Source organism: Providencia sp. 6390, assembly GCF_058148425.1.
Genome location: NZ_JBYVYL010000001.1, coordinates 94,070 through 118,732 on the forward strand (window position 1 = coordinate 94,070; position 24,663 = coordinate 118,732).

Below are 24,663 nucleotides of genomic sequence, written 5' to 3' on the forward strand. Positions count from 1 at the left end.
AGGTTTAATGGAAACGTTTAATTGGCCAGTTAAGCCGGGGATGAAAACGGATTTTTCACCCCGAGCAAGATCCGTGCGCTTTGGTGATGGCTATGAGCAGCGTAAAGTCGATGGATTGAATGCACATCTTGAAAAATTCAGTGTTAATTTATCGCTTGTTCCCGAAAAAGCAGACCAAGTACTGGAATTTTTGAGGCGACACGGTGGCGTAAAGTCGTTTTTATTTCAACCTATCAAAAGTGAACCTGCAGTTGTAGTTGTTTGCAGAAAATGGTCTTCAGATAGCGGAAATATCCGCAAAACAATAAGTGCGGAATTTGAGAAGGTCATTTTCTAAGGTTTGATCTCTTTTCCTTTTGCTTCAATGCGCTAATATAATGTCAATTATTATAGTTAGAGGTCATTATGAAAGGATTTGGACTATTTCTTTTGGTTGTTGGCATAATTGGCGCTATAGCCTCTTTCTCAATGGATGTCACTGTAGCAACAGAATATGGAAGAATAGTTAACAATATAGGACTAATGTCGAGCAGACAAAATTTCATACTAATAAGCTGTTTTGTAACCCTCTGTGGTTTGTTAATGATTCTGTTTGGAGGGCGAAAAAACATCAAAGCACAGGTCTTAGATATTAATAACTATCCAGAACTGAATATAAAATGTCCTTATTGTGCCGAATTAATTAAACCAGAAGCTATTAAATGCAAACACTGCGGGAGTGATATTCCAGTAAAAAATTTCAGCACGAATACAAACGGCTCATTTATATTCGATGATAAAAAGTTACTTATAAAAATTAAAGATGGTTATTTAATTGATGATAATGCTGTCATGGAGTTAATTGCCTTAATTAAGGAAAAATATCCCGAGTCTATAAATTTAATAAAAGATAGTGCAGGTGATGTGAGTGATATAAAGAATAAAATTCCTACTATTGTTCATGAAGCATTCACTCGTAAGTTTAATTATTTGATTAATAAATAGGAAGCTTTAATCATTTATAATAACCACCCTCGGGTGGTTTTTTTGTAGGTAAATAAAATGCAAAACATCCCACCTGAGTTACTGATTGCAGTTACTGAAATTGAAGGTGACTCCGAAATAATATTATATGAAATAGATTTAACCAATATTGGTGGTGTCCGCTATCGGTTTCATGATGGTGCGAATGAATTATTAAAACCGATTACTTGGCAAGGGCAACAATATGAACCTTATCCTATTGTTGGTGAAGGATTTGGATTTAATGGTAAAGGCCCATCAAACCGTCCAACTATTTCATTATCAAATATATTTGGTTTAGTTTATGGCATTGCCAGTCGATTAAATTCTGGTATAGGTGGCATAGTGATCCGCAGGAAAACGGATGCCAAGTTTCTCGATGCTGAGAACTTTGCTGGTGGTAATAAAAATGCGGATCCGACTCAAGAGCAAGTTAGCCGTTGGGTAATTGAGCAGTTGACCTCGATAAATGCAGAAGCAGCCACTTTCGAGTTAGCCGCCCCAACAGAAACGGATGGGGCGACATTGCCAGCTCGAGTCATTCTTTCTGATGTATGTAATTTTGTTTATCGGGGTGAAGAGTGCGGCTATAAAGGTGGTGCTGTTGCTGATGAGTTCGGGAACCCAACCCAAGACCCAGCAAAAGATAAATGTGGAAAGCGGTTATCTGATTGTGAATTAAGAAATAACGCAGGTCGAATAGGCTGTTTCCTTTCTTCTTCTCGCCTTAGTCAATAAGGATCCCTATGTTAGAACAAACTATTCTGGAACATGCCAAAAGCATGGTACCACAGGAGTCGTGCGGCCTTGTGATTATTCAAGAGGGTGCTGAGGTTTATATCCCCTGTGAAAATAAGCATGCCGATCCTGATAATTACTTCTCGATTTCAGTTGAAAACTACATTCAAGCCGAGCGTTTAGGTGATGTGGTTGCTATTGTTCACAGCCATCCGTACGGAAAACCTTATCTGAGTTCAGCAGATAGAGCTCACCAACTAAAAACACATCTACCTTGGTGGCTGGTGTGTGATGAAAAAATTATCAAATTTGATTGTGTACCTAAGTTATTAGGCCGTGAGTTTATTCATGGCTCTACAGATTGCTATGGCCTATTCCGTGACGCTTACCATTTAGCCGGTTGTTCATTGCCAGATTTTGACCGCGAAGACAATTGGTGGCGGCAAGGGAAGGAGCTTTATTTAGATAATTTGACTGAAAATGGTTTTAAGCAAGTCAAAAGAGATATCCAGCCCGGTGACATTATTTTGTGTTGTTACGCAAGTTCTCGGGCAAATCACGCTGCAGTCTACCTTGGTGATCAAACCATTCTACACCACGTCCCTAATCAACTGAGCAAACGTGAGGTTTATAACGAAAGATGGCAAAAAATGACTCACTCGATTTGGCGTTACCGAAATTGGCAACCATCCGATTTTATGGGGATCTGCAACGATTTGGCCGTCGATTCGATTTAAATATCAAAACTGCAGCAGAAGGGCTTCATGCCTTATTCCTTCAAGTTCCCAATCTTAAACAGCAATTCCGCGAAGGTTGGTACCAAATCCGTATCAGTGGTTCTGACGTCAAACCCGATGAGCTTCACCAGCGCATTTATGAGCCGCTAATACCTAATGCGGTTATCCATATTGTGCCACGCATTGAAGGCGCTAAGTCTGGCGGTGTTTTCCAGTTTGTGGCAGGTGCCGCTATTTTGGGGCTAGGGTGGTGGGGGCCAGCTTGGATATCAGCGACAGCAGCAACCATGATGATGTCAGCTGGTGCCGCAATGATGCTGGGTGGCGTTGCTCAAATGCTTACCCCACTTCCTAAACGGGCCAGTTTATCTCGCTCTGAGGAGGAAAAAGGGAATACCTATTTCAGCAACCTAGATAATTCAGTGGCTCAAGGGATGGCGGTACCTATCGCATACGGTGAAATCATGTGTGGTTCAAGGGTAATTTCTCAGTCAGTCGAAATTATGGATGACAGTGACGGAAAAGATATTGATGTGGGTAAACACGGCGGTAGTGGGGAGACTTAATCATGGGTAAAGGTGGAGGAAAGCAACGTACTCCGTACGAAGCACCTAACGATTTAACATCAAGGCAAAAACTGTCTATTGTTGACCTTGTAAGCGAAGGGCCAATTGAGGGGCCTGTGGGTGATTTGAAAGGTGTGTATCTTAATAATACCCCTGTGATTGATTCGTCTGGTAATAGCAACGTTAATGGCATGACGGCTCAGTGGGTGTCGGGTACATTAGAACAGCCAGCATTAGAGGGGTTTTCTTCATCCTCAAGTGAAACCCCTGTGGGGATTGAAGTTAAAAAAAACTCCCCAGTTACCCGGACAATTACTTCGCGTAACATTGACCGCCTCCGCTTAACGTTTGGAACTCAAACATTGGTCGAAGTTAAGGATAACGGGGATAGAGTACCCACTGCCGTAGAATTACAAATACAAGTGCAGCGTAATGGTACATGGGTGACAGAGAAAAATATTACAATCCGAGGAAAGCGTAGTAATTCACCTTATTTAACTGCGGTTATTATTGATAATTTACCCTCCCCACCATTTAGTATTCGCATGGTTCGCATTACACCTGATAGTAATAGCGATAAACTACAGAACAATACGATATGGTCAAGCTACACCGAGATCACTGATATTAATCAAACCTATCCGGGGTCAGCAGTTGCCGGGTTGACGTTTGAAAGCGAACAGTTTGGCAATCAATATCCTTCTCGTAGTTACCTCATTAGGGGGCGCATTGTTCAGGTACCTGATAACTATAACCCTGAAACGCGAGAGTATAGTGGTATATGGGGTGGGACATTTAAGCCTGCTTATACCAATAACCCTGCATGGGTTTTATATGACCTATTGACAAATACCCGTGCTGGGCTAGGTAAGCGGTTAAAACTATCAGAAATTGATAAATTTTCCCTTTATGTTATTGGTCAATATTGTGATCAGAAAGTGCCTGATGGTTTTGGCGGCAAAGAGCCTCGTGTTACCTGCAATGCTTATGTGACAGACATTCGCAAGGCTTATGATTTTTTCCAAGATCTCTGCTCACAAATGCGGGTGATGTTTGCATGGAATGGGCAAATGCTTACCTTCATCCAAGATCGCCCGAGTGATGTTGTCTGGCCTTACACAAACGCCAATGTGGTTGCGGGTCGATTTAATTACAGCTTTAGCCCAGCAAAGGCTCGTCATAACATCATTGAAGTTCGTTTTATTGATCCCGATAACGGCTGGAAAACCAGTATCGAGCAGGTGACAGATGATGCATTGGTGGCTCAGTTCGGTCCTAATGTTTTGCGTCTCGATGCATTTGGGTGTACAAGCCGAGGCCAAGCAAGGCGCTATGGTTTGTGGGTGTTAATGACTGAAAAGTTAGAAACACAAACGGTAGAATTTGACGTGGGGGCAGAGGGTTTACGCCATACTCCCGGTGACATTATTGAAATCATGGATAATGACTGGGTCGGTGGTGAGGATCCTATTAGTGGTCGTTTAATTAGCATTAACACCACTCAAAAGGTTTTAACCCTAGACAGAGAAATCACCGCGCCTAAATCTGGCGCAATATTTATTACCCTGATGAATGGTACCGGGAAATATGAGCGTGTAAAAATTACGGGGTATTTATCAAACAATCAAATCAAAGTTGAAATGGTACCAAAAGGACTAAAAGCAAAAACCATTTGGGGGATTAATCCACCTGATTTGGCTCGACGCTTGTTTAGAGCCATCACCGTTTCTGATAAAGGTGATGGTACCTACGGTATTATTGCAGTTCAGCATGTTCCTGAAAAGGAGTCCATTGTTGATCAGGGCGTAAAATTTGAGCCCTTGCCCGATACGCCATTGGGTGGCTATATCCCCCCAGTTGAAAACCTTTCCGTAGAGATCAGCGCTGATAGTGATAACTGGCAAGTAGAAGCCAACTGGACTACGGCAACCGCGATCCGTGGTGTTGATTTTATTCTCAAATTAACCCAAGCAGGGCGTATTGTTGGTACCGCTAAAACCCAAGAAAACCGTTATCGTATTGGGAATTTACCGCAGGGCAATTATTTGCTTTCCGTGGTACCACAAAATAAAGATGGGCAAAAAGGTGAGCAGGCCTCTGTCTCTTTTGATATTAACCCACCGCCACCGCCGTCTTATATTGATGTCGAGCCGGGCTTTTTCAGCTTAGGGATTATCCCCCATGTGGGGGGGCAAAATGCGCTGCGCCTGCAGTATGAGTTTTGGTTTTCCGAGAAGCAGATTGCCAACATTAATGAAGTAGAGTTGCTAGCTGAATACCTTGGCAATGGCACGATGTGGGTTATTCAGGGAAGAAAGCTTAAAGCTGGCCAGACATATTATGTTTATGTCAGAACCGTGAACCCAGTAGGCAAATCGCAGTTTGTTGAAGCCAACGGCAAGCCAGAGGATCGGGCTGATGAAATATTGGAAGTTATTGGCGATAAGTTTCTCAGTACTGAAGCTGGCCAGCGAATGGAATCTCGAATTGAGGATATTGAGGAAGAGCAAGTCAATATCAAACATGACATCGTTGATGTTGACAGCAAGACAATTGAACTTGATAACAAAGTTTTTCAACTCAATACGAACGTTGAAATTGTGGGTGAAGCTGTCCTGCAGAATGTGCAGTATACAACGCGAGTAAACTTTAAGCTGAATGAGGAAGTTAAAGATCGTAAAGCGGAAATCTTTGAAATCAAGCAAGTGCAAGTTGCAGATAGAGAAGCCGCGGCACTTTGGCAGACTCAAACGAGCGCAACAATAGCCTCTAATACATCATCAATTTTAGAAGTTAAACAAGCGCAAGCCACGTATGAGAAAGCTTCAGCGGAAAAAATAGACCAAGTCAAAGCCGATGTAGACGGTGTGACAGGGCGAGTCACACAGGTGGAAAAAGCGACAGCCACGCTGGAAAAAGCACAGGCCGAGTTTAAGCAAACCACAATTGCAGAGTTTGGCGATATTTACGGCGCGATCACTCGCATGGAAATTGCGAACACTAACAAGGAAATTGCCCAAGCCGAAACGGCTATGCAGACCATTGCTAGCTTTAGCAAGATGACTGACCGTTTGAGAACCTCTGAAGCCAGTATTTTACGGAATGAAAAGGCGATTGCGACGGCTGACAAGGCTATAGCGGAAACGGGTGTTCAGCTTAAAGCGCATATTGATGATACTGCGGCAAATATCACTGAAATCAAAAAGGTTCAGGTTGAACAAGACAAGGCACTTGCACAAACCCGAGAGCAGCTCACTGCGGATATTAAAGCGGGTGATGACCAACTGAAGGAGGATATTGATAAACAAGGGCGTGAGTTGTCGGATGTGAGTAGTGTTGTTGATTCTCAAAAAACGGCTATTGCTAATTTGGAAGAAACGGCAACAGAAACGAAAGAAAATCAGCAAAGTATCTATGAAGAAATGCATGCTAACTTTGCACAGGTACGTAAAACGCAGGCAGATCAGGAATTATCACAGGCTGAGTCGACATCTCAAACTACAGCGGAAGTGAGTAAAGTCCGTAACGATAATCGCAAAATCAAGGCTCAAGTTGAGCGTACGGAAGAAGCAACAGCCACACTGGATAAAGCCCAAGCGAAGTTATCCGAAAAAGTTTCTGCCTTAAATGAAGAAACGGAAGCGGCATTTGTCCGCGTCACAGAGTCAATCGCTGAAAAAGACAAGGCCCAAACCCAGCACACCGAGCAAACCCGTGCGGAGTTACAGAAAAACATTGATGAGAAAGGCCAACAAATCGATGAACAAGGAAAGGTCATTGATAAGCAAGGTAAAGACCTTTCTGACGTCAGTTCAGCGGTGACTAAAAACACCAATGCGATAGCTGACACTAATAAAACTGTTGCAGAAAACGAGGAGAAAACAAGCAGCCGCTTTGAGGGTAACGAAGCCGATATTGCCCATATGCAGAAAACAGAAACAGACAAAGAGTCTTCCCAAGCGGAAACACTCTTACAGCTTGCTGTGCAAAATATGAAGCAAGGCAATGATGCAAGGGTAATTAAGGCTAGCATCATTGAGACCAATAAGCTGATTGCGACCAATGAAAAAGCCCATGCTGAAAAATTCTTACAGCTAAATGCACAGTATGAGCAAAGCAATGCCCGCGTGACTCAAATTGAAAAAGTGATTTCAGACAATGAAAAGGCTCAAGCGGCAGCTAATGAGCTAATTCATTCCGAAATTAAAGACACTAAAGCGGAAATTGAAAAACGGGCGGAGACGTCAGTTGATCACAACGGAAATGCCTCTTCGATTTTTGGTATTAAAAATGCGGTTATGGTGAACGGTCAATACTATGAAGCCCAAATGATGATGAGTGCGATTGTCAAAAATGGGAAAGTGACCACGCAAATTGGTTTCAGTGCTGACACATTTGGTATTTTCAATCCCTCCAGCGGTAAGTTGGAACCCGCATTTATGGTTGTTAACGGGCAAGTTGTTATTAATGAAGCGTTTATCAACAAAGCGGTTATAGGCAGTATTGTTGTGCAAACGGATATGCGCTCACCTGACTATGTGCCGGGTAAATCGGGTATGCGTATCGATATGCAAAACGGTGTATTTGAAACAAACAGTAATGATGGTGATTACTCAGTTATCCGAAACAGTAAAGGTAACTACTTCAAATATAAGGGGGTGTATATTATGGAGCAAGGATGGTTCTTATGATTGATAGGTTATTCGGTCTAAAGATCCGCAATTTAGACGGCAGTGAGTTTATCTTCAATGAGCACACTGCCCCAGCGACAAACCTTTGGACTCGTTATGTCAAAAGAAGCGATGGACTATCTCCAGATGGTGGTTGGCTAACATACAAATGGAATTGTCCCAATGAAATTCCAGAAGGGTATGGGTTCCAAGTGGTTTCTTTGAGTGCAGCAGAGGTGACGTTTACGCAAAGTGGCGATAGGCGCTATGTATCAGGCACAAAGGATAAAATTGCGTATAGCTCAAATGGTAGAAAAGTCACAGTGATGGGAATGATGGATTATGACTTAAACTATGTAAAAATTATTGCATTTCCAACTATTGAATCCCAAAAGGTTACTCGTGGTTTTGGGTTAAAAGTGATGGGGAGCTCTATCTTTCTAGAAAATACACCACCTCTTGGTTATGCCTACGCGACTCACAAAGCAAAGGTCTATATTACAGAGGGATTTAACATCGGAGAGACCTTCCCAGGCTTAACGATTGAGAATGCGGTATTTTTCTTTTATACCGATGATAATAAGTCCTTTATTCGCTTAGAGCCTTCGAACGTCCAAAGCTGGGAGACGTTAAAATGGTGGCGTTATGTTAGTCGAAATCGAAACAGCACCAATATTACCGCCTATTCACCCGCGTGGTATTGGGTTGTTGCTTTTACGAATGTGCAGCCCGCCCAACTGGATACACCCGGCTTTGGCTTAAAAATCCGCAACCTTGAAGGGAAAGTCACATTTAACTCTCAAATGGGTGTAATGACACGGCCTATTACCATTCCGGGCAATCAAATACCGCTAGGCTCGGGTATTAACGTAGATTCCATTCGTCGGCCCATGTACACACCGACAAAGGTCGGGGAGATATTCAGCAGTGATGGCGGTTTAGGTTGGTGGCGAGACCTAAATATCGGGAATTTAGGTGAGTCTCAAATCAGCTTATTCCAAACAAGTACCTCTCAACAACGAGGCCATCATGGTAATCAAACGATAGCCCGAACCGCAACACCCGCTATTTTTCTAGACGCTGCAGATTATTTTCCTTTTCCATAGGTAACCAGATGAAAAAAATTAAATATGCGATATTCGCAGGGATCGTCGTGCTTATTGCTGCGTGCAAATCACCTGTAACAGTGACGCATGAGGTTTGTGAAGGGCTATTTGTGGTCACGCAATCAGACACAAATGAATTCAAGCAACATCATTGTATGAAGTAAGTAAACGAATACCTATAGGCCGCTTAATTGTGGTTTTTTTACGTCCAAATTTCGGAGAATCAATCTTATGTATAATATCGGTACCGTTACCACCACAGCAAATAGTCCAAAAATTACAGGGACAGGCACACGCTGGAAAGATAACACCACGCTTGTCTCAGTCGGACAAATTGTGTTGATTGAAAATGGATCCACTCTAATCATCAACTGCATTGATTCGATTGAAAGTAACACGACTTTAACGCTGGGCTTTCCAGTGTCAGTAAAACTGACTAATGTTAAATATAGAATTCTAACAACAATGATTGACTCTATTTCTGACGGAGTTAATAAAGCGACAGCACAAGTCATTGCTAGCGAGATATTCACTGATATTTTCACAGAGCTGATGACAGGTACAGGCACTCTCGATTTTGAATTACCTAATGGGCAGAAAGTTAAATTACGCACTGAAAATGAAAAGGATAAGTTGCTAGATGGGAAGCTTGATAAAACGGGAGGCGAAGTTTCAGGTAATTTATCTGTTACAGGTACAAATTTTACTGTTGGGAAAGATGCAAGCATGTTGCAATTCAAAGCAGGGGCATTAGTACCAAAACCGTTTATCAATTACAGAACTGATTCGACATGGTACCAGCACTACTTTCAAGATAAAACAGGAACACTAATGCATGTGCGAGACTTTGGCATTGGTGCTATTGCGAGTGTCGCAGCAACTGCGCCAACCGTAAGTGATATGAATAGCTTAGAAACGAGTGGATTTTACGGTGCTTCAGGGGCGGGTTCATTGAATGCATTCAATCAAACTTCACCCTGCATTTCAGCAGTCAGAAATGGCGGCGGCTCAGGAACGGGTATGGTTTTGCAAATTCAAGCAAAGGCTAACGGCAGCATAGGGACTAGATTTAGAAGTGAGAATGTATGGTCTTCTTGGATTGAAAATTACAATGTAACAAACACTACCAAAGACGCCCAAGGTAACTTAAGGGTTGCATCACCAATTATTAAAGTATTTGCTGACCATATTGAAACCAATGATGAAAGTGAGGGCGTAACACTCGAAAAACTGGGTGTTGGTCGATATAAACTCAAAGGAGTGTTGGGGATGAACTCTGACGCTAGCTGGGGTGGATTTAACGGTGGTATTGTCATACCAAATGGCATTAATGGTCTTGAACTTGTATGGGCTGATTATAAAGTTCTTGCGGATGGCGATATCATTCTAGAGACTCACTACAGAAAGCACAGCGATTTACCGCCACCAGTAGTTTTAAACCGATTAATTGCTTACCCTGAATTTATGGACGAAAACGGTAATGAACTGGAAAGCTACACGCCTTGCGATATTCCGAATGGCCACTGGATTGATATTCGTGTGCAAATGCCTAGCAACTCTATCTACAATCAAAAGCAAGCTGAAGCTGAGAGACTCGCTAAGATAGAAGCAGAGCGATTAGCACAAGAAGAAGCTAAACGTATTGCTGAAGAAGCGGAAAGGGCAGAGCAGGAAGCTGCGGAACGTAAACAATATGGTCTTGATGATAATAGTGTATTGCTGTAATTAGGCATTAAAAAGCCGCAGAAATAAACTGCGGCTATAAAACATCATTAAGCTAAACTATGTTTTTTGCGGAGGAGTGTCTTTATCTTGCTTGTTTATATCTAGCAAGTTAATTTGTCGATCTATTAACGCTCTATATTTGGCTCTCTTTTCTGCGTCTGTCAGTGGAGAACTGTCTATTAACATAGTTAAGTTGTCGAAATCTTCGTTTATTGTTTTTCCGTTTATAGCCTTTATCAGCGTGCGTATGTTGATTAACAGTATAAAAAAAATAAAAAGGAATGAATTTGTATAAAACCCAACTTGAATACCACATAAATCATTTATTTTATGTGCAAAAATATTTGAAATGCAGACAAATAGAAATCCAATTAGAGCCCCAAATGCCGTTTTAATTGGGTGAGCTAATGTTAAAATATCTAAGAACTTATGGAAAAAAAGGCTAGTCCGACTATCCATTACACCACTCCTTCCTTGGCTCCACCAGCATGTATTTTAGTCTCTTGTAATCCGAAAGGATCTCTCAGTATTCGCCCGCTGCCACCGTTTATGTTTATATCCCTTTTTTGGATGAACTTTAGCAGTTGCATCGCTTCATAATTGTTATAGCCAAAATAGCCATGCTCAATTCTAAACTTCAATAGAGTATTTTTAGCTGCAATGAAGCATGAAAGGATTAATGGAAATGTTAAAAAATATAATGGAGTGTTGCTATACGTACAGAAAACGAAAAGAATTGGTAGGGGCAAAACTAAAATTAGATAGCTATAAAATGCCTTTTTTTGCTCATTCAACAAAAACAGAACAGCTAATGACTCAGCCTTTTTCTCACTCGCTGATCTTTTGTAATGTCGCTTGCGGTAAATTACAGCCTTATACCTTCGAAATCGTTTTACTTTATTTTTTGAGTAATAGATGTTAGCTACAAATCCAGTTAGGACGCTGCAGAGACCGCCCAATAATCCTGAAAATATCACTGTATGCTCTTTAAGCGTATCTTCTGTGAAAGAGAAATGGAGTGTTAGTACCAAAAGGCCTGCAACAATTAATGATATTACGAACCTACCATAGCCATTCATTCAAATATCCTTTGAGGTTGGTTTTCCGTATGTAAGGTAGTTTAGCATATAATTTTATTTTTTTTATAAGCAAGAAAAAGCCCACCGAAGTGGGCTTTTAGTGAACTTAATAATCCGCGTACGATTTGCGTATCATTTGTAGTCCTATTTGTGTCAGTGCGTAGTCCAACTGATTTTGCTAACTTCCTGTTTTTAAACCTGTTGTCCTATCACTGACCCACCAAATTTGGTGGAGCTGGCGGGAGTTGAACCCGCGTCCGAAATTTCTACATCCTCGGTACTACATGCTTAGTCTAGTCTTTAATTTCATTTGCCAGCTGCGGACAGACACGCCACCAACAAACTATCCTGATTAAATTTAACGCTTCAACCCCAGGCAAGGCATCCACGCGATCTCTTTTGGGTTTGACTTCTCTTGATCCCCGTCCTAAGAGAGGAGGCTAGGGAGAGAAGGCTCTAAGCAGGTTATTAAGCTGCTAGTGCGTAGTTTTCGTCGTTTGCGACTATTTTTTTGCGGCTTTTAACGAGGCCAACCGCCCCTCGGCATGCACCTTGGGTTTCGCAAATCCCGTCGAATCCAGAATCAGCCCCAAGTTGTTGAACGCAGTATAACAGAAAAATACTCTAAAAAGCTAGAACTTAGCGATTAGAATGTTTCATTATACGTGCTTTATCTAATTGCCATTCACGATCTTTTATATCTGAGCGTTTATCGTGCGCTTTTTTACCTTTTGCAACGCCAATTTTGACTTTGCACCACGCATTTTTCCAGTATAAAGACAATGCAATGACAGTGTAGCCTTCACGGTTTACTCGACCATAAAGAGTATCTAGTTCTCGTTGGTTTAGTAACAGCTTTCTGCTGCGAGTCGGATCACAGACGACATGAGACGACGCAACATTTAACGGAGTAAAGTTTGCACCGAATAAGTATGCTTCACCGTCCCTAAGTAAGACATAGCTATCACCAATATTTGCTTTACCAGCACGTAGTGATTTTACTTCCCAACCCTGTAGGGAGAGGCCAGCCTCGAACTCTTCTTCGATAGAATATTCGTGGCGAGCACGTTTGTTCATGGCAATTGTTGCCGAACCGGGTTTATAAGCTTTTTTCTTTGTCATAGTTTGTTCATTATACTGTAAGCTGTAGTGAAATAAATCTCTCCAAGCCTAAAATTATGCCGATTGTGCATTTATTGTGCTTAATCGGTTTTGTTTTTTGTTTAACCAATCAATAGTGGTAATATATGTGCAGTTTTTGGGGATAGGAATTGATATGCCACAGATTAGTCGCTCTGCGTTAGTGCCATTTAGTGCAGAACAAATGTATAAACTCGTTAATGATGTTATTGCATATCCCAGTTTTTTACCTGGGTGTGTCGGTAGTCGTGTGATTAGCCATAGTGACGATGAAATGACCGCTTCTGTTGAGGTTTCAAAAGCGGGGATCAGTAAGACCTTTGTCACAAAAAATGTGCTAGAGGATAATACGCGTATTCATATGCAGCTAGTTGAAGGGCCTTTTAGTAAATTAACTGGAGGATGGCGTTTTATCCCTTTGAGTGCCGATGCTTGCAAAATTGAATTTCATCTTGATTTCGAATTTACTAATAAATTGATTGAACTGGCATTTGGTAAAATCTTTAAAGAACTTGCCAATAACATGGTTCAAGCTTTTACGCTCCGAGCGAAGGATATTTACAGTGTCTGAGTTAAATGTCGAAGTCACATATGCTTTACCTGAAAAGCAGTATTTATTGCCAGTAAAGATTACTGAAGGTGCAACTGTTGAGGACGCAATTATTGCTTCAGGCATTCTTGCATTGAGAGCTGATATTGACCTTAAAAAAAATAAGGTGGGTATCTTCAGTCGCCCAGTTAAGTTGAGTGATACTTTGAAGGAAGGGGATAGAGTTGAAATCTATCGGCCTTTGATTGCTGATCCTAAAGAATTGCGCCGTAAGCGAGCTGAAAAATCTAAAGATAATAAAAAGTAATTATCTTTTAGTACTCTATTAAACCGAGAGATTTCTCGGTTTTTTTGTTGATACCATGTAAGAAATAGGCTGGATAGAACAAAGATTGATAGATAACAATGATGGGTGAATAGCAATAACTACCTGTTAAAAACAGGTAGTTATTCAAAACGGTTAACCAGCTATAAAACGGATAACAAAGAAGCTTAGTTATCTTAGTTTGCTAACCATTTCTGATTTGGTGCAGTTGGCTGTGACTCAGTTGTAGGCTCGGTAGCTTTTAGCTGACTTTCTGGAGCTGGTTCTACAGCTGACTGGGTGCTTTCAGCTTCTTTTGCTTCCATAGCTTCTTGTGCAGAAAGATTCTTCTCATTTTTGATGTCGGTGAGTATACCGTTACGATCAAATGTGAGAGTCAATGTTTCTTGCTTAACAGGATCATGACCGAGTTCTTGGCGGAAAACATAGTACCAAGTTTGAGTACCAAACGGGTCGGTTAACATTGGTGTGCCCAAAGTATAAGCGACCTGTTGCTGAGTCATTCCTTTTTGGATCTTAGCAACATCTTTCGCTGTCAGGTAATTACCTTGGTTAATGTCCGGGTGATAGACCAAACGTTCCATCATTGAACAGCCCGATGACATTAATGCGAGTGATAGTGCAGCAGCAGTTAACAGTTTATAACGCATGGATATCTCATTCCTTTTGGAGTCAGAACATCAATGATAATCGACATTGATACAATTTAAAACCTTCCGTATTGACTCTAAGACCATATGAGAGCAAAAAAGTTGTCAAAATTTACGCAGCAAGCAATTCTTTTGCATTTGCCAAGGTGTTTTTAGTCACTTCACTACCTGCTAATAAGCGAGCGAGCTCTTGTAAACGTGCTTTTTTATCAAGTAATTGCATGTGTGTTTCTGTTTCGACACCATTAGTTTCTTTGCTGACATAAAAATGATGGTGACCACAGCCTGCAACTTGAGGTAAATGTGTGACGCACATAACTTGGGTTGATTCGCCAAGTTCACGAAGTAAGCGACCAACAATAGCAGCCGTTGGGCCGCTAATACCGACATCGACTTCATCAAAGATCAGTGCCGGTGTATCCATTTTTTTCGCGGTGATAACTTGAATTGCTAGTGCAATACGTGATAGTTCACCACCAGAGGCAACTTTAGCAAGAGCTTGGTGAGGCTGCCCTGGGTTTGTGGTCACGTTAAATTCAACTTTGCTTGCACCATCTGATTGTAAATGCTCTGGTGTAAATTTGACATCAATGGTAAAGCGACCATGAGGCATAGACAGTTGATGCATGCTGTTTGTGATTAGTTGGCTTAGTTCTTGAGCAAACTCTACACGTACTTGATGAAGCGCTTGCGCACAAGTAATGGCTTGTTGATGAGCATGTTGGACTTGTTCACTCAGTGCTTCACAATCTTCATTTTGATTGGCTATTTTTTCTTTTTCATCAAGGAGTTGTTGGTAAAGCTCTGGTAATGCTTCTGGCGTAATATGGTGCTTGCGAGCAAGGCTGATTTGTTTTGATATACGCTGTTCAAGCTCAAACAATCGGTTAGGATCTAGCTCGTATTGATCGCAGTAATGTCTGAGTTCATCACTTGCTTCACTGACTTGAATTGAAGCTTCTTCCAACATGTCTAATAAATTTGAGAATTTACTATCTAGAGACGCTAGCTCCGTTAATTGATGTTTTGCGATATTGAGTAAGCTCAATATATTGGCATCATCATTATCGGACAATATTTGTACGGCATTTTGCCCAAGTGATAAAAACTGGCCATAATTTGCGAGTTGTTTATATTCTTGCTCAATAGTTTCAAATTCGCCTTGAATTGGTGTGAATTCACTTAATTCCTTTAAATGATACTCGAGTAGTTGTTGGCGTGATTCACGCTCTTGCATTTGCTTTTGAAATAAAGCGAGTTGTTGGCAGGAATCATGCCACTGTTGCCAAGTCTTTTTCATTTGAGTAATTAAAACTTGTTGATTGGCATAGGCATCAAGGAGCGATTTTTGATGTGAGTTATCGAGTAATTGCTGATGTGCATGCTGACCATGAATTTGGATAAGTAAAGCGCCGAGCTCGCGTAGTTGGGAGAGGGGAACCGCAGTTCCATTAATAAAGCCACGGGAGCGACCGTCTAGTGTAATGGTTCGACGTAATAGGCATTCATTATGGTTGTCTAGCTCATGATCAGTTAGCCATTTGGCTGCGATATCGGCATCTATTAGAGAAAAGCGCGCGCAGAGGTCAGCCCGTTGTGCTCCAGGGCGGACCATATTGGCGTCACCTCGGTTACCTAAGCAAAGACCAAGAGCATCAATAGCGATAGATTTACCTGCGCCAGTTTCACCTGTAATTGTGGTCATACCGCTACGAAAATCAATTTCAAGATCACGAACGATAGCAAAATTATTAATGGTAAGTTGGGTAAGCATCTGCGCTCTCCTGTAAAAATACACACCTGTGTTTTCATACAGTTTAAACTGTTTTTTTATACAGTAAAGAGGCAGATGATAAAAATTAGAAAGTTTTTTTAGACCATCCTAATTTTGAGCTTAATGTATTGAAATAATTGTAATCTTTGGGATGGATAAGGTTCAGATTCTTGTTACTACGTTGTATGATAACTTCTTCGCCATCTTGTATTGGTAACATTATCTGGCTATCACAGCTTACTTCGTAGTCAATATTTGTACGTAAGAATTTTAAGCGAATGCTACTATTACTACTTATCACCAGTGGGCGCGATGATAGTGTATGTGGAAACATGGGGACTAAGACGATGGCATCTAAGTTAGGTGTAAGGATTGGGCCTCCAGCTGAAAGGGAATAGGCAGTAGAGCCTGTTGGTGTCGCAATAATTAGACCATCAGAGCGTTGTGAAAAGGCAAAGCGGTCATCAATATAAACCTCAAATTCGATCATATGAGCGACTTTACCTGGGTGTAATACGACCTCATTGATAGCACTACTTTTGCGAGCCTTTTGATTAGGTTTTATGACTTGTGCTTCGAGTAAAAAGCGTTGTTCTTCATGGTATTCGCCATCAAGTACGCGAGATAGTTGTTGTAACGCGTTATCAGGATCGAGGTCGGTAAGAAAGCCAAGGTTTCCTCGGTTAATGCCAATCACTTTATTATTATAGCGTGATAAGATCCTTGCGGCGCCAAGCATATTGCCATCACCGCCAACAACAATCACTAAATCTGCCTGTTGGCCAATTTCGGTGAGATTGCCTGTATTTGCATTATGCAGTTTTAAATCTTTGGCGACTTGTTTATCAATAATGGCATGATAGTTTTTGGATAACAGCCAATTATAGATTAATTCATGGGTAGCCAGAGCTTCGGGGTGGCGCGGGTGGCCAACAATACCGATAGTTCGAAAAAGTGTCTTTTGCGAGCTTTTGTCCTTACGCATATTTTTTTGGCCTCTCATTGCATGACTTCCCTTGAATCCCTGTTTTATATCCCCATAATACTCTAATAAATGGGATTAATGCTAAATACGCGGAGATATTCATGAGTAGTAAAGAACAAAACATGCATGATGAGCAAGCCCCTGAGCTAAATGAATCACAAAAATCGGAGCTAGAGCAAGAAGCACAGCCGGCAGATCAACAAGCAGAAGTGCAAGCGTTGGCAGCGCGTATTGCTGAGCTTGAAGAACAACTTGCGGCATCGCAGAAAGTGGAACGTGAAGCAATGCTTCGCGCCCATGCTGAAATTGAAAATATCCGTCGTCGTACAGAACAAGACGTTGAAAAAGCGCATAAATTTGCTCTTGAGAAATTTTCAAATGAGTTGTTGCCTGTGATTGATAACTTAGAGCGTGCTATTGAAGCCGCAGATCATGAAAGCGAAAATTCAAAAGCAATGTTAGAAGGTTTGGATTTAACTCTTAAAACTTTTTTAAGTGCTGTTGGTAAGTTTGGGATTGAAGTGGTTGGTGAATCGAATGTTTCATTTAACCCAGAAGTTCACCAAGCGATGACGATGATTGAATCACCTGAACATCAACCAAACCAGGTTATTGATGTTATGCAAAAAGGTTATGTTTTAAATGGTCGTTTATTGAGACCAGCCATGGTTATCGTTTCTAAGTAAAACTGATTGGAAACCGGGTTGATTCACCCGGTTCAGGCTGCTGGCAAGCGTATTTTGTTTGTCGGCAGTCGTTAGGTTTTTAAAATCAATTAGGAAAATTAACTTATTGATTTTTGTCTCTATAGAAAATTAACCTTCAATTTTAGGTTGCCAATCGATAGGAGAAAGCCCTTGTTGCTCTAATAATTGATTGGTTTGTGAGAAATGCCCACAACCTAAAAAGCCACGGTGAGCTGAAAGTGGTGAAGGGTGCGGTGCTTTTAGTATGTGATGACGCTTGCTATCAATAATACGGCCTTTCTTTTGCGCATGAGATCCCCACAGTAGAAAGATGACACCTTCTCTGTTTTCGTTGATAGCCGCAATCACTTTATCTGTAAATGTTTCCCAACCTAGATGAGCATGTGAATGTGCATTGCCTTGCTCGACAGTTAATACGGTATTGAGTAGTAATACACCTTGTTGCGCCCAACTGAGCAAGTAACCATGAGTAGGACGCTGGAAGTTTGGAATATCTTTTTCTAACTCTTTATACATATTCACCAGTGATGGTGGTGGCTTAATACCCGGTAGCACTGAAAAGGATAGTCCATGTGCTTGCCCTGGTCCATGGTAAGGATCTTGACCTAAGATAACCACTTTCACATCTGCAAGCTCGGTGTATCTAAACGCATTAAATACATCTGCTTGTGGGGGATAAATGATTTTTCCTTTCTGACGTTCATTAGCAACATAGGCAAGCGTATCAATAAAGTAGGCTTGTGTTTTTTCTGAGCCAATGACATCGTGCCAAGTGGGGATATTTGCCATAAAAATTCCTATAATAATCAAATTATAGCTGTAAGCTTACTGGTTTGGCTGCAAGAGATAAAGGCCCGTTTCTATTAATTGCTCTCAAATATTTTTTAAATTTAGCTAAAAAAATTGATTTTAGTGATCTGCTAAAATTGATTTAAAACAGGATGTTGGCCTATTACTGATTAATTGTCACTCGAAATTATTGATAAATATCAAAGAAGCCATGATGGCTAGCTGGTATATAGTATGTAGAGACATTGGTTAGACCAATTTTTTAATTGACAGTTAAATAATGGGATTGATTTCAATCCTACCTGAAAGTGGAGGTCGACATGATTACTGGTATTCAAATTACTAAAACTGATAATGCAGCGCTATTAAATTCTTTCTGGTTGCTTGATGAAGAGAAAAACGAAGCACGTTGTGTGTGTGCTAAAGCGGAATATAACGAAGGGCAAGTCGTTGCTAAAGATGAACTAGGTGCGTTTGAGTACCGTGAAGTTCCTTTAGAAGTTAAGCCTACGGTGCGTGTTGAAGGTGGCCAGCACCTGAATGTTAACGTTTTAAGCCGTGAAACGTTAGAAGATGCGGTTAAAAACCCTGAAAAATATCCTCAGTTAACTATTCGTGTTTCTGGTTATGCGGTGCGTTTTAATTCACTGACACCAGAACAACAACGTGATGTTATTACTCGTACTTTCACTGAAAGCTTATAATAGGCGTATCATTTCAGATAAAAGTATTAGTTTAAAATTAATTAAAAAAGCCATTGAATTTAATGGCTTTTTTATTCTTCACTAATAAAGTACATTGTTTTTCCCTCCTAAAATTTCCCCTTTAATGATCTCCCTTACCTCACCTTCATCGGGAGAATCTATGCCATATCTTAATAAAAATATTCAAATTCAATCAGCGAATGAGATATCACTAATTCGAGAAAGTCTTAATATTTATCAACAAAAGAATAGCTCATTTGCCTTATGTTCCAAAGCGGCTAAATGGTCAGATAATTTATCGGCTGAGCAGTTTCTTAGTCGACAGTCTCAATCTAATGATTATCTTATTGGATTAATTGCATATGGAGTTTATTTCAAAGATTGGGAAAATATGTATGGCGTTGAACGACTTAGTCATATGCAATTACAAGAAATTGGTATTAATTCAAGCTTACTACGTGATGCATCAACAGGATTTGAAGCCAATATTTGTCGTTACAATGGCTTATATATTATTTGTTTTGCTGGCTCAGATGAATTAGTCGATTTTTATGCAGACATTCGACAAGGCCTTGGTTATTTTGAGCCTCAATACTTTCAAGCTGTAAACTTAACCAACATTCTACATAAAGTATCTAAGGGAAATATGATTTGTGTCGGCCATTCTTTAGGGGGCGGGCTGGCAACATTTGCTGCTCTTGCAAGTAATACGCCTTGTATTGCGTTTAGTTCGGCGGGGGTTGCAAGAAATACGATCCAACAAATTGGTATGGATTATGAGAGTGCAAAGCAAAGAGCAAATGAGGGTCTCGTTCGTTTCTATGTTGTTCAATATGATTGGCTGGATTTACTACAATCGTTAAAACCATTTCCTCCTGCATTAGGTAGTAAGATCATATTAGATTATTACGAAGATGGAAAAACATGGCGTGACTGGTTACCGCACCGATTACTGACTAGAAATTTTATTGCTCACAGTATGCCTAAAATCCTTAAAATGATGTGTCATTTTGCACCTTGGTCAAGTGATCGTAGAATCTTTAATGATGATATAGAGGTGCAGCTAGAACAGTTTAGCTATGGATTATCATTCTTTCATAATGACCAGACTGATTGTTGGCAAAGATGTTGTGAAAACAGTATTAAACAGGGGAATATTGCTAAGTTTAAGCACTTGATCTCAGCCGGTAATAAACCTGCCCATCTCGATAAGTTGGTTGGATACTCAGTCAGGTCGACAGATCCTGAATTTATGAAAACTCTTTTTGCTTCTTCTTATGCAAGTGAAATCAAAAAAACACATTTAGGGCATGAGCGAACTTTTTTACACCTTGCTGCGCAGTCAGGGCGTTTAGAGCAAACTAAGATTTTATTGGTTGATGGATGTGAAATTAATGCGATAGATAGTACTGGTAATACACCGCTCCATAATGCATTAGGAAGTTATGCACTCTTAGTCGCTGAATTTTTGCTCGCTCATGGTGCTGATTGGCGAATTAAAAATCATCAAGGTTATGATTGCCGCGATGTACTAGAAAACCATATGATTAATGTGGAAAATTTATCTTCGCAAGGAAAACTATTGCGTGAAAAATTGAAAATAATGATGCAATAAAAAACGGGCAGGGCCCGTTTTTAAAGTTACTCTGTTTTATCAGTCGTTGGTGTAGTTGAAGTGGTAGCGGGTTTACGGCGTTTACCGATGTTCTTTTTGTCACGAAGACGAACTTTAGCTTTCTTTTTAGATTCTTCTTCTTTTTTCTTTTCTTTACGTTTTGCTAGCACTTTCTTAGATGGTTTTGGTTTATTCATCATAGCTTCTGAAGGTGCTTTAGTGGTCGGGCGTAAAGAATCTACAACACGCATTTTAATTGGATCTTCAATATAACGAGTGATTTTACCAAACAAAGGATAGTCATGCGCTTCAATTAGCGAGATTGCGGTTCCTTTTTTACCTGCACGACCTGTACGACCAATACGGTGTATATAAACATCAGCAGTGCGAGGCATATCAAAGTTAAATACATGGCTGACATCGTCGATATCTAAACCACGGGAAGCGACATCGGTCGCAACTAATACTTTAACTTGACCGCTAACAAGGCGGCGTACCGCTTCATTGCGTTTTGCCTGAACCATTTCACCTTCAAGGTAGCAAGGTTCAATACCTGCATCGCGTAACCATTGAACCACTTCACGAATTCGCTCGCGTTTGCGCACAAAAACAATCGACTTAGTGACATCATCTTGTTTTATGAGATGGCATAACAAAGCTGTTTTATGTTCCAGTGTATCTGCACGATAGTAAAATTGTTGTATTTTTTTGCGTTCTCGACGAGAGGACTCGGCGTCAATTTCAATAGGATCTTCTAATAAGCGCTCAGAGAAGTCACGAATAGCTTCCCCTTCAAGGGTTGCTGAAAATAACATGGTTTGTTTGCGCCAACGTGTTTCACCTGCAATGGTTTCAATATCATTGGCAAACCCCATATCCAGCATACGGTCCGCTTCATCAAGGATCAAAATTTCTACTGCACGACAGTCAAAATTTTCTTCTTTAATATATTGCAGTAAGCGGCCTGTTGTAGCCACTACAATGTCTTGGTTTTCGCTGAACACTTCAGCATGGTTCATATACGCGACACCGCCAGTAATAGTAGCGATATCAAGGTGATTATGAGCACATAATTCTTTTGCTTGATCTGCAACCTGCATTGCTAGTTCGCGGGTTGGTGTTAAAACAAGTACTCGAGGTGGACCTGATTTTTTTCTTGGAAAATCGAGTAAATGTTGGATAGCTGGCAGTAAGAACGCGGCAGTTTTACCGGTGCCAGTGGGAGCTGAACCTAAAACGTCACGACCATCCATTGCAGCAGGAATGGCAGCGGCCTGAATTGCAGTAGGGCGTTCATAGCCTTTATCTGCCAGCGCGTTAATCAGGCTTTCATCTAGTTCAAGTTCAGAAAATGTGGTTGCAGTCATGATATACCTCTATTTGGGGCGCTGATTATAAACAGGTTAGCCAAATTGTTCATCTGAAAATATACATCTTTTGATAAAGTGTACCTGTTTTTGCGTGCAGCGGGCAGTAATATTGCCAGAAAGCGTGCTTTTCCGAGGTATGAGGTGAAAAGCACGCAATCAAAAGAAATTAACTTAGGATATTAATTAACCATGTATGGTAAGGAATGCCGACTAAGTCAATCAGTACTGCACCACTTAGTGGAACAATCATGAATGCTTTCATGGAAACTTGTTTATAGCGTTCACAAACTGAAGACATATTAGCCATTGCGTTTGGTGTTGCACCTAACCCATGCCCCATTAAACCGGAACACATAACGGCCGCGTCATAATTTTTACCCAGTAGTCTAAAGATGACGAAGATCACTAGCAAAATAAGCACTACAACTTGGGCGAACAGGATAATAAATAGCGGTAAAGCGACTTCTTTTAGCTCCCAAATTTTTAGCGACATCATTGCCATGGTTAAAAAGAGCCCTAAAGAAACCTCAGAAATTAAATCGACAGATTTTTGGTTAATTTTAAATAAATGAACGTGATCGTTGATATTACGAATAACAATGGCAATGATCATCGCACCCACATAGCTTGGTAATGAAAAGCCAGTGGCTTTGGTGAATTGAGCGGAAGCGAACTGGCCGATAACCATTATCCCTAGCACCAATGCAAGCATTTTTAAAAATGCATGCGCGTCGATCGACTCTATTTTGCTGGTAATAGTTTCAGTGACTTTCGGGCTTTTAATTGTTTCATCAGCTTCAATTGTGACTTTATGTTTTTTAATTAAGTACGAAGCAATTGGGCCACCTAACAAGCTACCTGTAATTAAACCAAAGGTCGCAGCTGCGATAGCCGCTACTGTTGCTGATTGTACTCCAAGTCCTTCTGCCATTTGGCCAAATGCAGCTGCACCACCATGACCACCAGTTAGTGATACCCCTCCAGCCATAACACCAATGACAGGGTTAATCCCCAATAAATGTGCTAAACCAGCACCGAAAGTATCTTGGAATAAAACGGTAAACCAACAGATAAATAGGTAGATAAATAATAATCGGCCACCGCTTCTTAAAATGCGGAAGCTGCCATCAATACCAATAGTGGTAAAAAAGGCGACCATTAGAAAAGTTTGTAGACTGGTGTCAAAATGAATTTCGGCTAAATTAAAGGATTTTAAGCCCCAAATAATTAAGCTAACAAGAAAACCACCAATAACGGGGGATGGAATACAAAAGCGTTGCAACCATTCAATACGTTTTTTTAGGTGGATCCCCATAAGAAGGCAAAGAACAGTGAGTAAGAGTGTCGATAAGGTGTCTAATTGTAATGTAAAGTTCATATAGTTTCCCTGTAGACACCGTTATTTTGCCAGTATTTTCCTTAAACTCTGTTGTTATGGTTTCATTTAAGGAAAATGTCGAAAACATTACTGCAAATTTACGGTGTGTTTATCAGTCGCATTGTTGTGTGTTTATTAAAATAAGAATTGGTAAATCAAATAAGCTGCTAATTTTGAAGTATGATTATCAATATCAAATTCTGGGTTACATTCAGCGATATCAAAGACGGCAATTTTTTTACTAGCCTTAATCACTGCAAATAGTTCATCAAACGTTTCGGTATTAATCCCTTTTGCTGCTGGGGCACTGACACCCGGTGCAATTGACGCAGAAAAAACATCTAAATCGACGGTGATATAAAGATAATCGACTTGATCAATAAATTGCTCAACTTGTTTAATGGCTTTCGGTAATTGGCTTTGAGATAGTTCTTTATCACGAATATAGTGGCAACCAAGTTTATCCGCAGTATCAAATAGCACTTTAGTATTACCATGATCTGCAATTCCCAAACATAGGTAATTAAATGGGCGGTTATGTTGCTCACATAATTTTGCTGATTGTAAAAATGGTGTTCCCGATGTGGCCTCAGTTGCCGTTCTTAGATCAAAGTGAGCATCAAAATTAATGATACCAATGGTTTTAGTGGGTTCAGTTTGGGCAATAAAATCAAATAACCCTTGGAAACTCGCAAAGGCGACTTCATGGCCACCACCTAAAACGATAGGGGTTTGCTTTGATGATAAGATAGTGATTAGTTCATTTGAAAGTTGACGTTGTGCTGTTTCGAGATCGCCATCATCACAACGGACAGTGCCTGCATCACGGATCGCCAAAGGTTGGTGTAATGGAAGCCCTGCCAATTGTTGACGGATAGCATCAGGGCCTGCTTTAGCTCCTAGCCGTCCTTTATTACGCTTAACCCCTTCATCAGAGGCAAAACCAATTAAAGCAAATTGCGCAGGGGTGTTTTTATTCATGACTTGATGGAATCGTAAGTGTTCTTCTGTATCGCCATCAGTACGGCCTTGCCAAATAAAATGTGCTGCCAT

At 40.7% G+C, this 24,663-nt stretch carries 24 protein-coding genes and 1 other RNA gene; 14 read left to right on the top strand and 11 right to left on the bottom strand.

The features are described 5' to 3' along the window. Positions 1-7: 7 nt before the first annotated feature. From AC3Z9T_RS00550 to AC3Z9T_RS00590, 9 genes are all read left to right on the top strand, one after another. Positions 8-337 carry a phage tail protein gene (locus tag AC3Z9T_RS00550; RefSeq protein ID WP_490124289.1) on the top strand — a complete coding sequence of 110 codons (330 nt, stop codon included), beginning with the start codon at positions 8-10 and terminating at the stop codon, positions 335-337. A gap of 68 nt (positions 338-405) precedes the next feature. Beyond that, on the top strand, positions 406-984 hold the full coding sequence (locus AC3Z9T_RS00555) for a zinc ribbon domain-containing protein (RefSeq protein ID WP_490124290.1): 579 nt from the start codon (positions 406-408) through the stop codon (positions 982-984). Between the two features lie 57 nt (positions 985-1,041). Then, positions 1,042-1,740, top strand: a complete 699-nt coding sequence (locus AC3Z9T_RS00560; RefSeq protein WP_490124291.1) for a phage minor tail protein L — start codon at positions 1,042-1,044, stop codon at positions 1,738-1,740. Positions 1,741-1,748: 8 nt separating this feature from the next. Continuing rightward, positions 1,749-2,477, top strand: a complete 729-nt coding sequence (locus AC3Z9T_RS00565; RefSeq protein WP_490124292.1) for a C40 family peptidase — start codon at positions 1,749-1,751, stop codon at positions 2,475-2,477. Next, positions 2,381-3,043 (top strand): tail assembly protein, encoded by a 663-nt coding sequence (locus AC3Z9T_RS00570; protein WP_423727063.1) that lies wholly within the window; start codon positions 2,381-2,383, stop codon positions 3,041-3,043. The genes AC3Z9T_RS00565 and AC3Z9T_RS00570 overlap by 97 nt, the downstream gene beginning before the upstream one ends. Before the next feature lie 2 nt (positions 3,044-3,045). Further along, positions 3,046-7,734 (top strand): TipJ family phage tail tip protein, encoded by a 4,689-nt coding sequence (gene gpJ, locus AC3Z9T_RS00575; RefSeq protein ID WP_490124293.1) that lies wholly within the window; start codon positions 3,046-3,048, stop codon positions 7,732-7,734. Next, positions 7,731-8,819, top strand: a complete 1,089-nt coding sequence (locus AC3Z9T_RS00580; RefSeq protein ID WP_125892292.1) for a hypothetical protein — start codon at positions 7,731-7,733, stop codon at positions 8,817-8,819. The genes gpJ and AC3Z9T_RS00580 overlap by 4 nt, the downstream gene beginning before the upstream one ends. Before the next feature lie 8 nt (positions 8,820-8,827). Beyond that, positions 8,828-8,983 (top strand): hypothetical protein, encoded by a 156-nt coding sequence (locus AC3Z9T_RS00585; protein WP_181420507.1) that lies wholly within the window; start codon positions 8,828-8,830, stop codon positions 8,981-8,983. A 67-nt stretch (positions 8,984-9,050) separates the two neighbouring features. Further along, positions 9,051-10,544 (top strand): pyocin knob domain-containing protein, encoded by a 1,494-nt coding sequence (locus AC3Z9T_RS00590; RefSeq protein WP_490124294.1) that lies wholly within the window; start codon positions 9,051-9,053, stop codon positions 10,542-10,544. A 57-nt stretch (positions 10,545-10,601) separates the two neighbouring features. Here AC3Z9T_RS00590 and AC3Z9T_RS00595 read toward each other — a convergent pair whose 3' ends face one another. From AC3Z9T_RS00595 to smpB, 4 genes are all read right to left on the bottom strand, one after another. Further along, entirely contained in the window at positions 10,602-11,003 is a 402-nt protein-coding gene (locus tag AC3Z9T_RS00595; RefSeq protein WP_490124295.1) for a hypothetical protein, read from the bottom strand. After that, on the bottom strand, positions 11,003-11,623 hold the full coding sequence (locus AC3Z9T_RS00600) for a hypothetical protein (protein WP_490124296.1): 621 nt from the start codon (positions 11,621-11,623) through the stop codon (positions 11,003-11,005). The genes AC3Z9T_RS00595 and AC3Z9T_RS00600 overlap by 1 nt, the downstream gene beginning before the upstream one ends. 227 nt (positions 11,624-11,850) lie before the next feature. After that, positions 11,851-12,214, bottom strand: a transfer-messenger RNA (tmRNA) gene (gene ssrA / locus AC3Z9T_RS00605). 48 nt (positions 12,215-12,262) lie between these two features. Further along, complete coding sequence (gene smpB, locus AC3Z9T_RS00610; protein WP_070930020.1) at positions 12,263-12,745, bottom strand: SsrA-binding protein SmpB; 483 nt, start codon at positions 12,743-12,745, stop codon at positions 12,263-12,265. 154 nt (positions 12,746-12,899) lie between these two features. Here smpB and AC3Z9T_RS00615 point away from each other — a divergent pair, with 154 nt between their 5' ends. Together AC3Z9T_RS00615 and AC3Z9T_RS00620 are read left to right on the top strand one after the other, a co-directional pair. Then, on the top strand, positions 12,900-13,334 hold the full coding sequence (locus tag AC3Z9T_RS00615) for a type II toxin-antitoxin system RatA family toxin (protein ID WP_490124297.1): 435 nt from the start codon (positions 12,900-12,902) through the stop codon (positions 13,332-13,334). Beyond that, positions 13,327-13,620, top strand: a complete 294-nt coding sequence (locus AC3Z9T_RS00620) for an RnfH family protein (protein ID WP_490124298.1) — start codon at positions 13,327-13,329, stop codon at positions 13,618-13,620. Before AC3Z9T_RS00615 ends, AC3Z9T_RS00620 begins: the two co-directional genes overlap by 8 nt. 194 nt (positions 13,621-13,814) lie before the next feature. Here AC3Z9T_RS00620 and bamE read toward each other — a convergent pair whose 3' ends face one another. From bamE to nadK, 3 genes are all read right to left on the bottom strand, one after another. Continuing rightward, positions 13,815-14,288: an outer membrane protein assembly factor BamE gene (gene bamE, locus AC3Z9T_RS00625; RefSeq protein WP_490124299.1), complete on the bottom strand. Its 474-nt coding sequence runs from the start codon at positions 14,286-14,288 to the stop codon at positions 13,815-13,817. A gap of 112 nt (positions 14,289-14,400) precedes the next feature. Further along, a complete protein-coding gene (gene recN, locus AC3Z9T_RS00630) occupies positions 14,401-16,062 on the bottom strand; it encodes a DNA repair protein RecN (protein WP_490124300.1) in 1,662 nt (553 codons plus the stop codon). Positions 16,063-16,147: 85 nt separating this feature from the next. Then, the gene (nadK, locus tag AC3Z9T_RS00635; protein WP_490125115.1) at positions 16,148-17,047 is read right to left on the bottom strand and encodes an NAD(+) kinase; all 900 of its coding nucleotides are present in this window, start codon (positions 17,045-17,047) and stop codon (positions 16,148-16,150) included. Positions 17,048-17,148: 101 nt separating this feature from the next. Between nadK and grpE the strand changes: the two genes are divergently transcribed. Then, on the top strand, positions 17,149-17,733 hold the full coding sequence (grpE, locus tag AC3Z9T_RS00640; RefSeq protein ID WP_490124301.1) for a nucleotide exchange factor GrpE: 585 nt from the start codon (positions 17,149-17,151) through the stop codon (positions 17,731-17,733). A 129-nt stretch (positions 17,734-17,862) separates the two neighbouring features. On the opposite strand, the gene ung is transcribed toward grpE, so the two are convergent. Continuing rightward, positions 17,863-18,543 (bottom strand): uracil-DNA glycosylase, encoded by a 681-nt coding sequence (gene ung / locus AC3Z9T_RS00645; protein ID WP_490124302.1) that lies wholly within the window; start codon positions 18,541-18,543, stop codon positions 17,863-17,865. 320 nt (positions 18,544-18,863) lie between these two features. On the opposite strand from ung, the gene grcA reads away from it, so the two are divergent. Beyond that, the gene (gene grcA, locus AC3Z9T_RS00650) at positions 18,864-19,247 is read left to right on the top strand and encodes an autonomous glycyl radical cofactor GrcA (protein WP_490124303.1); all 384 of its coding nucleotides are present in this window, start codon (positions 18,864-18,866) and stop codon (positions 19,245-19,247) included. A 160-nt stretch (positions 19,248-19,407) separates the two neighbouring features. Next, positions 19,408-20,862: an ankyrin repeat domain-containing protein gene (locus AC3Z9T_RS00655; protein ID WP_490124304.1), complete on the top strand. Its 1,455-nt coding sequence runs from the start codon at positions 19,408-19,410 to the stop codon at positions 20,860-20,862. A 26-nt stretch (positions 20,863-20,888) separates the two neighbouring features. On the opposite strand, the gene srmB is transcribed toward AC3Z9T_RS00655, so the two are convergent. From srmB to hutG, 3 genes are all read right to left on the bottom strand, one after another. Further along, positions 20,889-22,229: an ATP-dependent RNA helicase SrmB gene (gene srmB / locus AC3Z9T_RS00660; RefSeq protein ID WP_490124305.1), complete on the bottom strand. Its 1,341-nt coding sequence runs from the start codon at positions 22,227-22,229 to the stop codon at positions 20,889-20,891. 169 nt (positions 22,230-22,398) lie between these two features. After that, positions 22,399-23,610 (bottom strand): sodium/glutamate symporter, encoded by a 1,212-nt coding sequence (gltS, locus tag AC3Z9T_RS00665; protein WP_490124306.1) that lies wholly within the window; start codon positions 23,608-23,610, stop codon positions 22,399-22,401. A gap of 135 nt (positions 23,611-23,745) precedes the next feature. Then, positions 23,746-24,663: a formimidoylglutamase gene (hutG, locus tag AC3Z9T_RS00670; protein WP_490124307.1), complete on the bottom strand. Its 918-nt coding sequence runs from the start codon at positions 24,661-24,663 to the stop codon at positions 23,746-23,748.

Bases quoted from the DNA above. Each gene is read 5' to 3' on its own strand.
- grpE (WP_490124301.1), top strand. From the start codon at position 17,149: ATGAGTAGTAAAGAACAAAACATGCATGATGAGCAAGCCCCTGAGCTA.
- recN (WP_490124300.1), bottom strand. From the start codon at position 16,062: ATGCTTACCCAACTTACCATTAATAATTTTGCTATCGTTCGTGATCTT.
- AC3Z9T_RS00595 (WP_490124295.1), bottom strand. From the start codon at position 11,003: ATGGATAGTCGGACTAGCCTTTTTTTCCATAAGTTCTTAGATATTTTA.
- ung (WP_490124302.1), bottom strand. From the start codon at position 18,543: ATGGCAAATATCCCCACTTGGCACGATGTCATTGGCTCAGAAAAAACA.
- bamE (WP_490124299.1), bottom strand. From the start codon at position 14,288: ATGCGTTATAAACTGTTAACTGCTGCTGCACTATCACTCGCATTAATG.
- AC3Z9T_RS00550 (WP_490124289.1), top strand. From the start codon at position 8: ATGGAAACGTTTAATTGGCCAGTTAAGCCGGGGATGAAAACGGATTTT.
- AC3Z9T_RS00570 (WP_423727063.1), top strand. From the start codon at position 2,381: ATGGCAAAAAATGACTCACTCGATTTGGCGTTACCGAAATTGGCAACC.
- AC3Z9T_RS00655 (WP_490124304.1), top strand. From the start codon at position 19,408: ATGCCATATCTTAATAAAAATATTCAAATTCAATCAGCGAATGAGATA.
- AC3Z9T_RS00600 (WP_490124296.1), bottom strand. From the start codon at position 11,623: ATGAATGGCTATGGTAGGTTCGTAATATCATTAATTGTTGCAGGCCTT.
- AC3Z9T_RS00585 (WP_181420507.1), top strand. From the start codon at position 8,828: ATGAAAAAAATTAAATATGCGATATTCGCAGGGATCGTCGTGCTTATT.
- nadK (WP_490125115.1), bottom strand. From the start codon at position 17,047: ATGCGTAAGGACAAAAGCTCGCAAAAGACACTTTTTCGAACTATCGGT.
- AC3Z9T_RS00565 (WP_490124292.1), top strand. From the start codon at position 1,749: ATGTTAGAACAAACTATTCTGGAACATGCCAAAAGCATGGTACCACAG.
- AC3Z9T_RS00580 (WP_125892292.1), top strand. From the start codon at position 7,731: ATGATTGATAGGTTATTCGGTCTAAAGATCCGCAATTTAGACGGCAGT.
- gpJ (WP_490124293.1), top strand. From the start codon at position 3,046: ATGGGTAAAGGTGGAGGAAAGCAACGTACTCCGTACGAAGCACCTAAC.
- AC3Z9T_RS00590 (WP_490124294.1), top strand. From the start codon at position 9,051: ATGTATAATATCGGTACCGTTACCACCACAGCAAATAGTCCAAAAATT.
- hutG (WP_490124307.1), bottom strand. From the start codon at position 24,663: ATGGCAGCACATTTTATTTGGCAAGGCCGTACTGATGGCGATACAGAA.
- AC3Z9T_RS00555 (WP_490124290.1), top strand. From the start codon at position 406: ATGAAAGGATTTGGACTATTTCTTTTGGTTGTTGGCATAATTGGCGCT.
- grcA (WP_490124303.1), top strand. From the start codon at position 18,864: ATGATTACTGGTATTCAAATTACTAAAACTGATAATGCAGCGCTATTA.
- smpB (WP_070930020.1), bottom strand. From the start codon at position 12,745: ATGACAAAGAAAAAAGCTTATAAACCCGGTTCGGCAACAATTGCCATG.
- gltS (WP_490124306.1), bottom strand. From the start codon at position 23,610: ATGAACTTTACATTACAATTAGACACCTTATCGACACTCTTACTCACT.
- AC3Z9T_RS00615 (WP_490124297.1), top strand. From the start codon at position 12,900: ATGCCACAGATTAGTCGCTCTGCGTTAGTGCCATTTAGTGCAGAACAA.
- AC3Z9T_RS00560 (WP_490124291.1), top strand. From the start codon at position 1,042: ATGCAAAACATCCCACCTGAGTTACTGATTGCAGTTACTGAAATTGAA.
- srmB (WP_490124305.1), bottom strand. From the start codon at position 22,229: ATGACTGCAACCACATTTTCTGAACTTGAACTAGATGAAAGCCTGATT.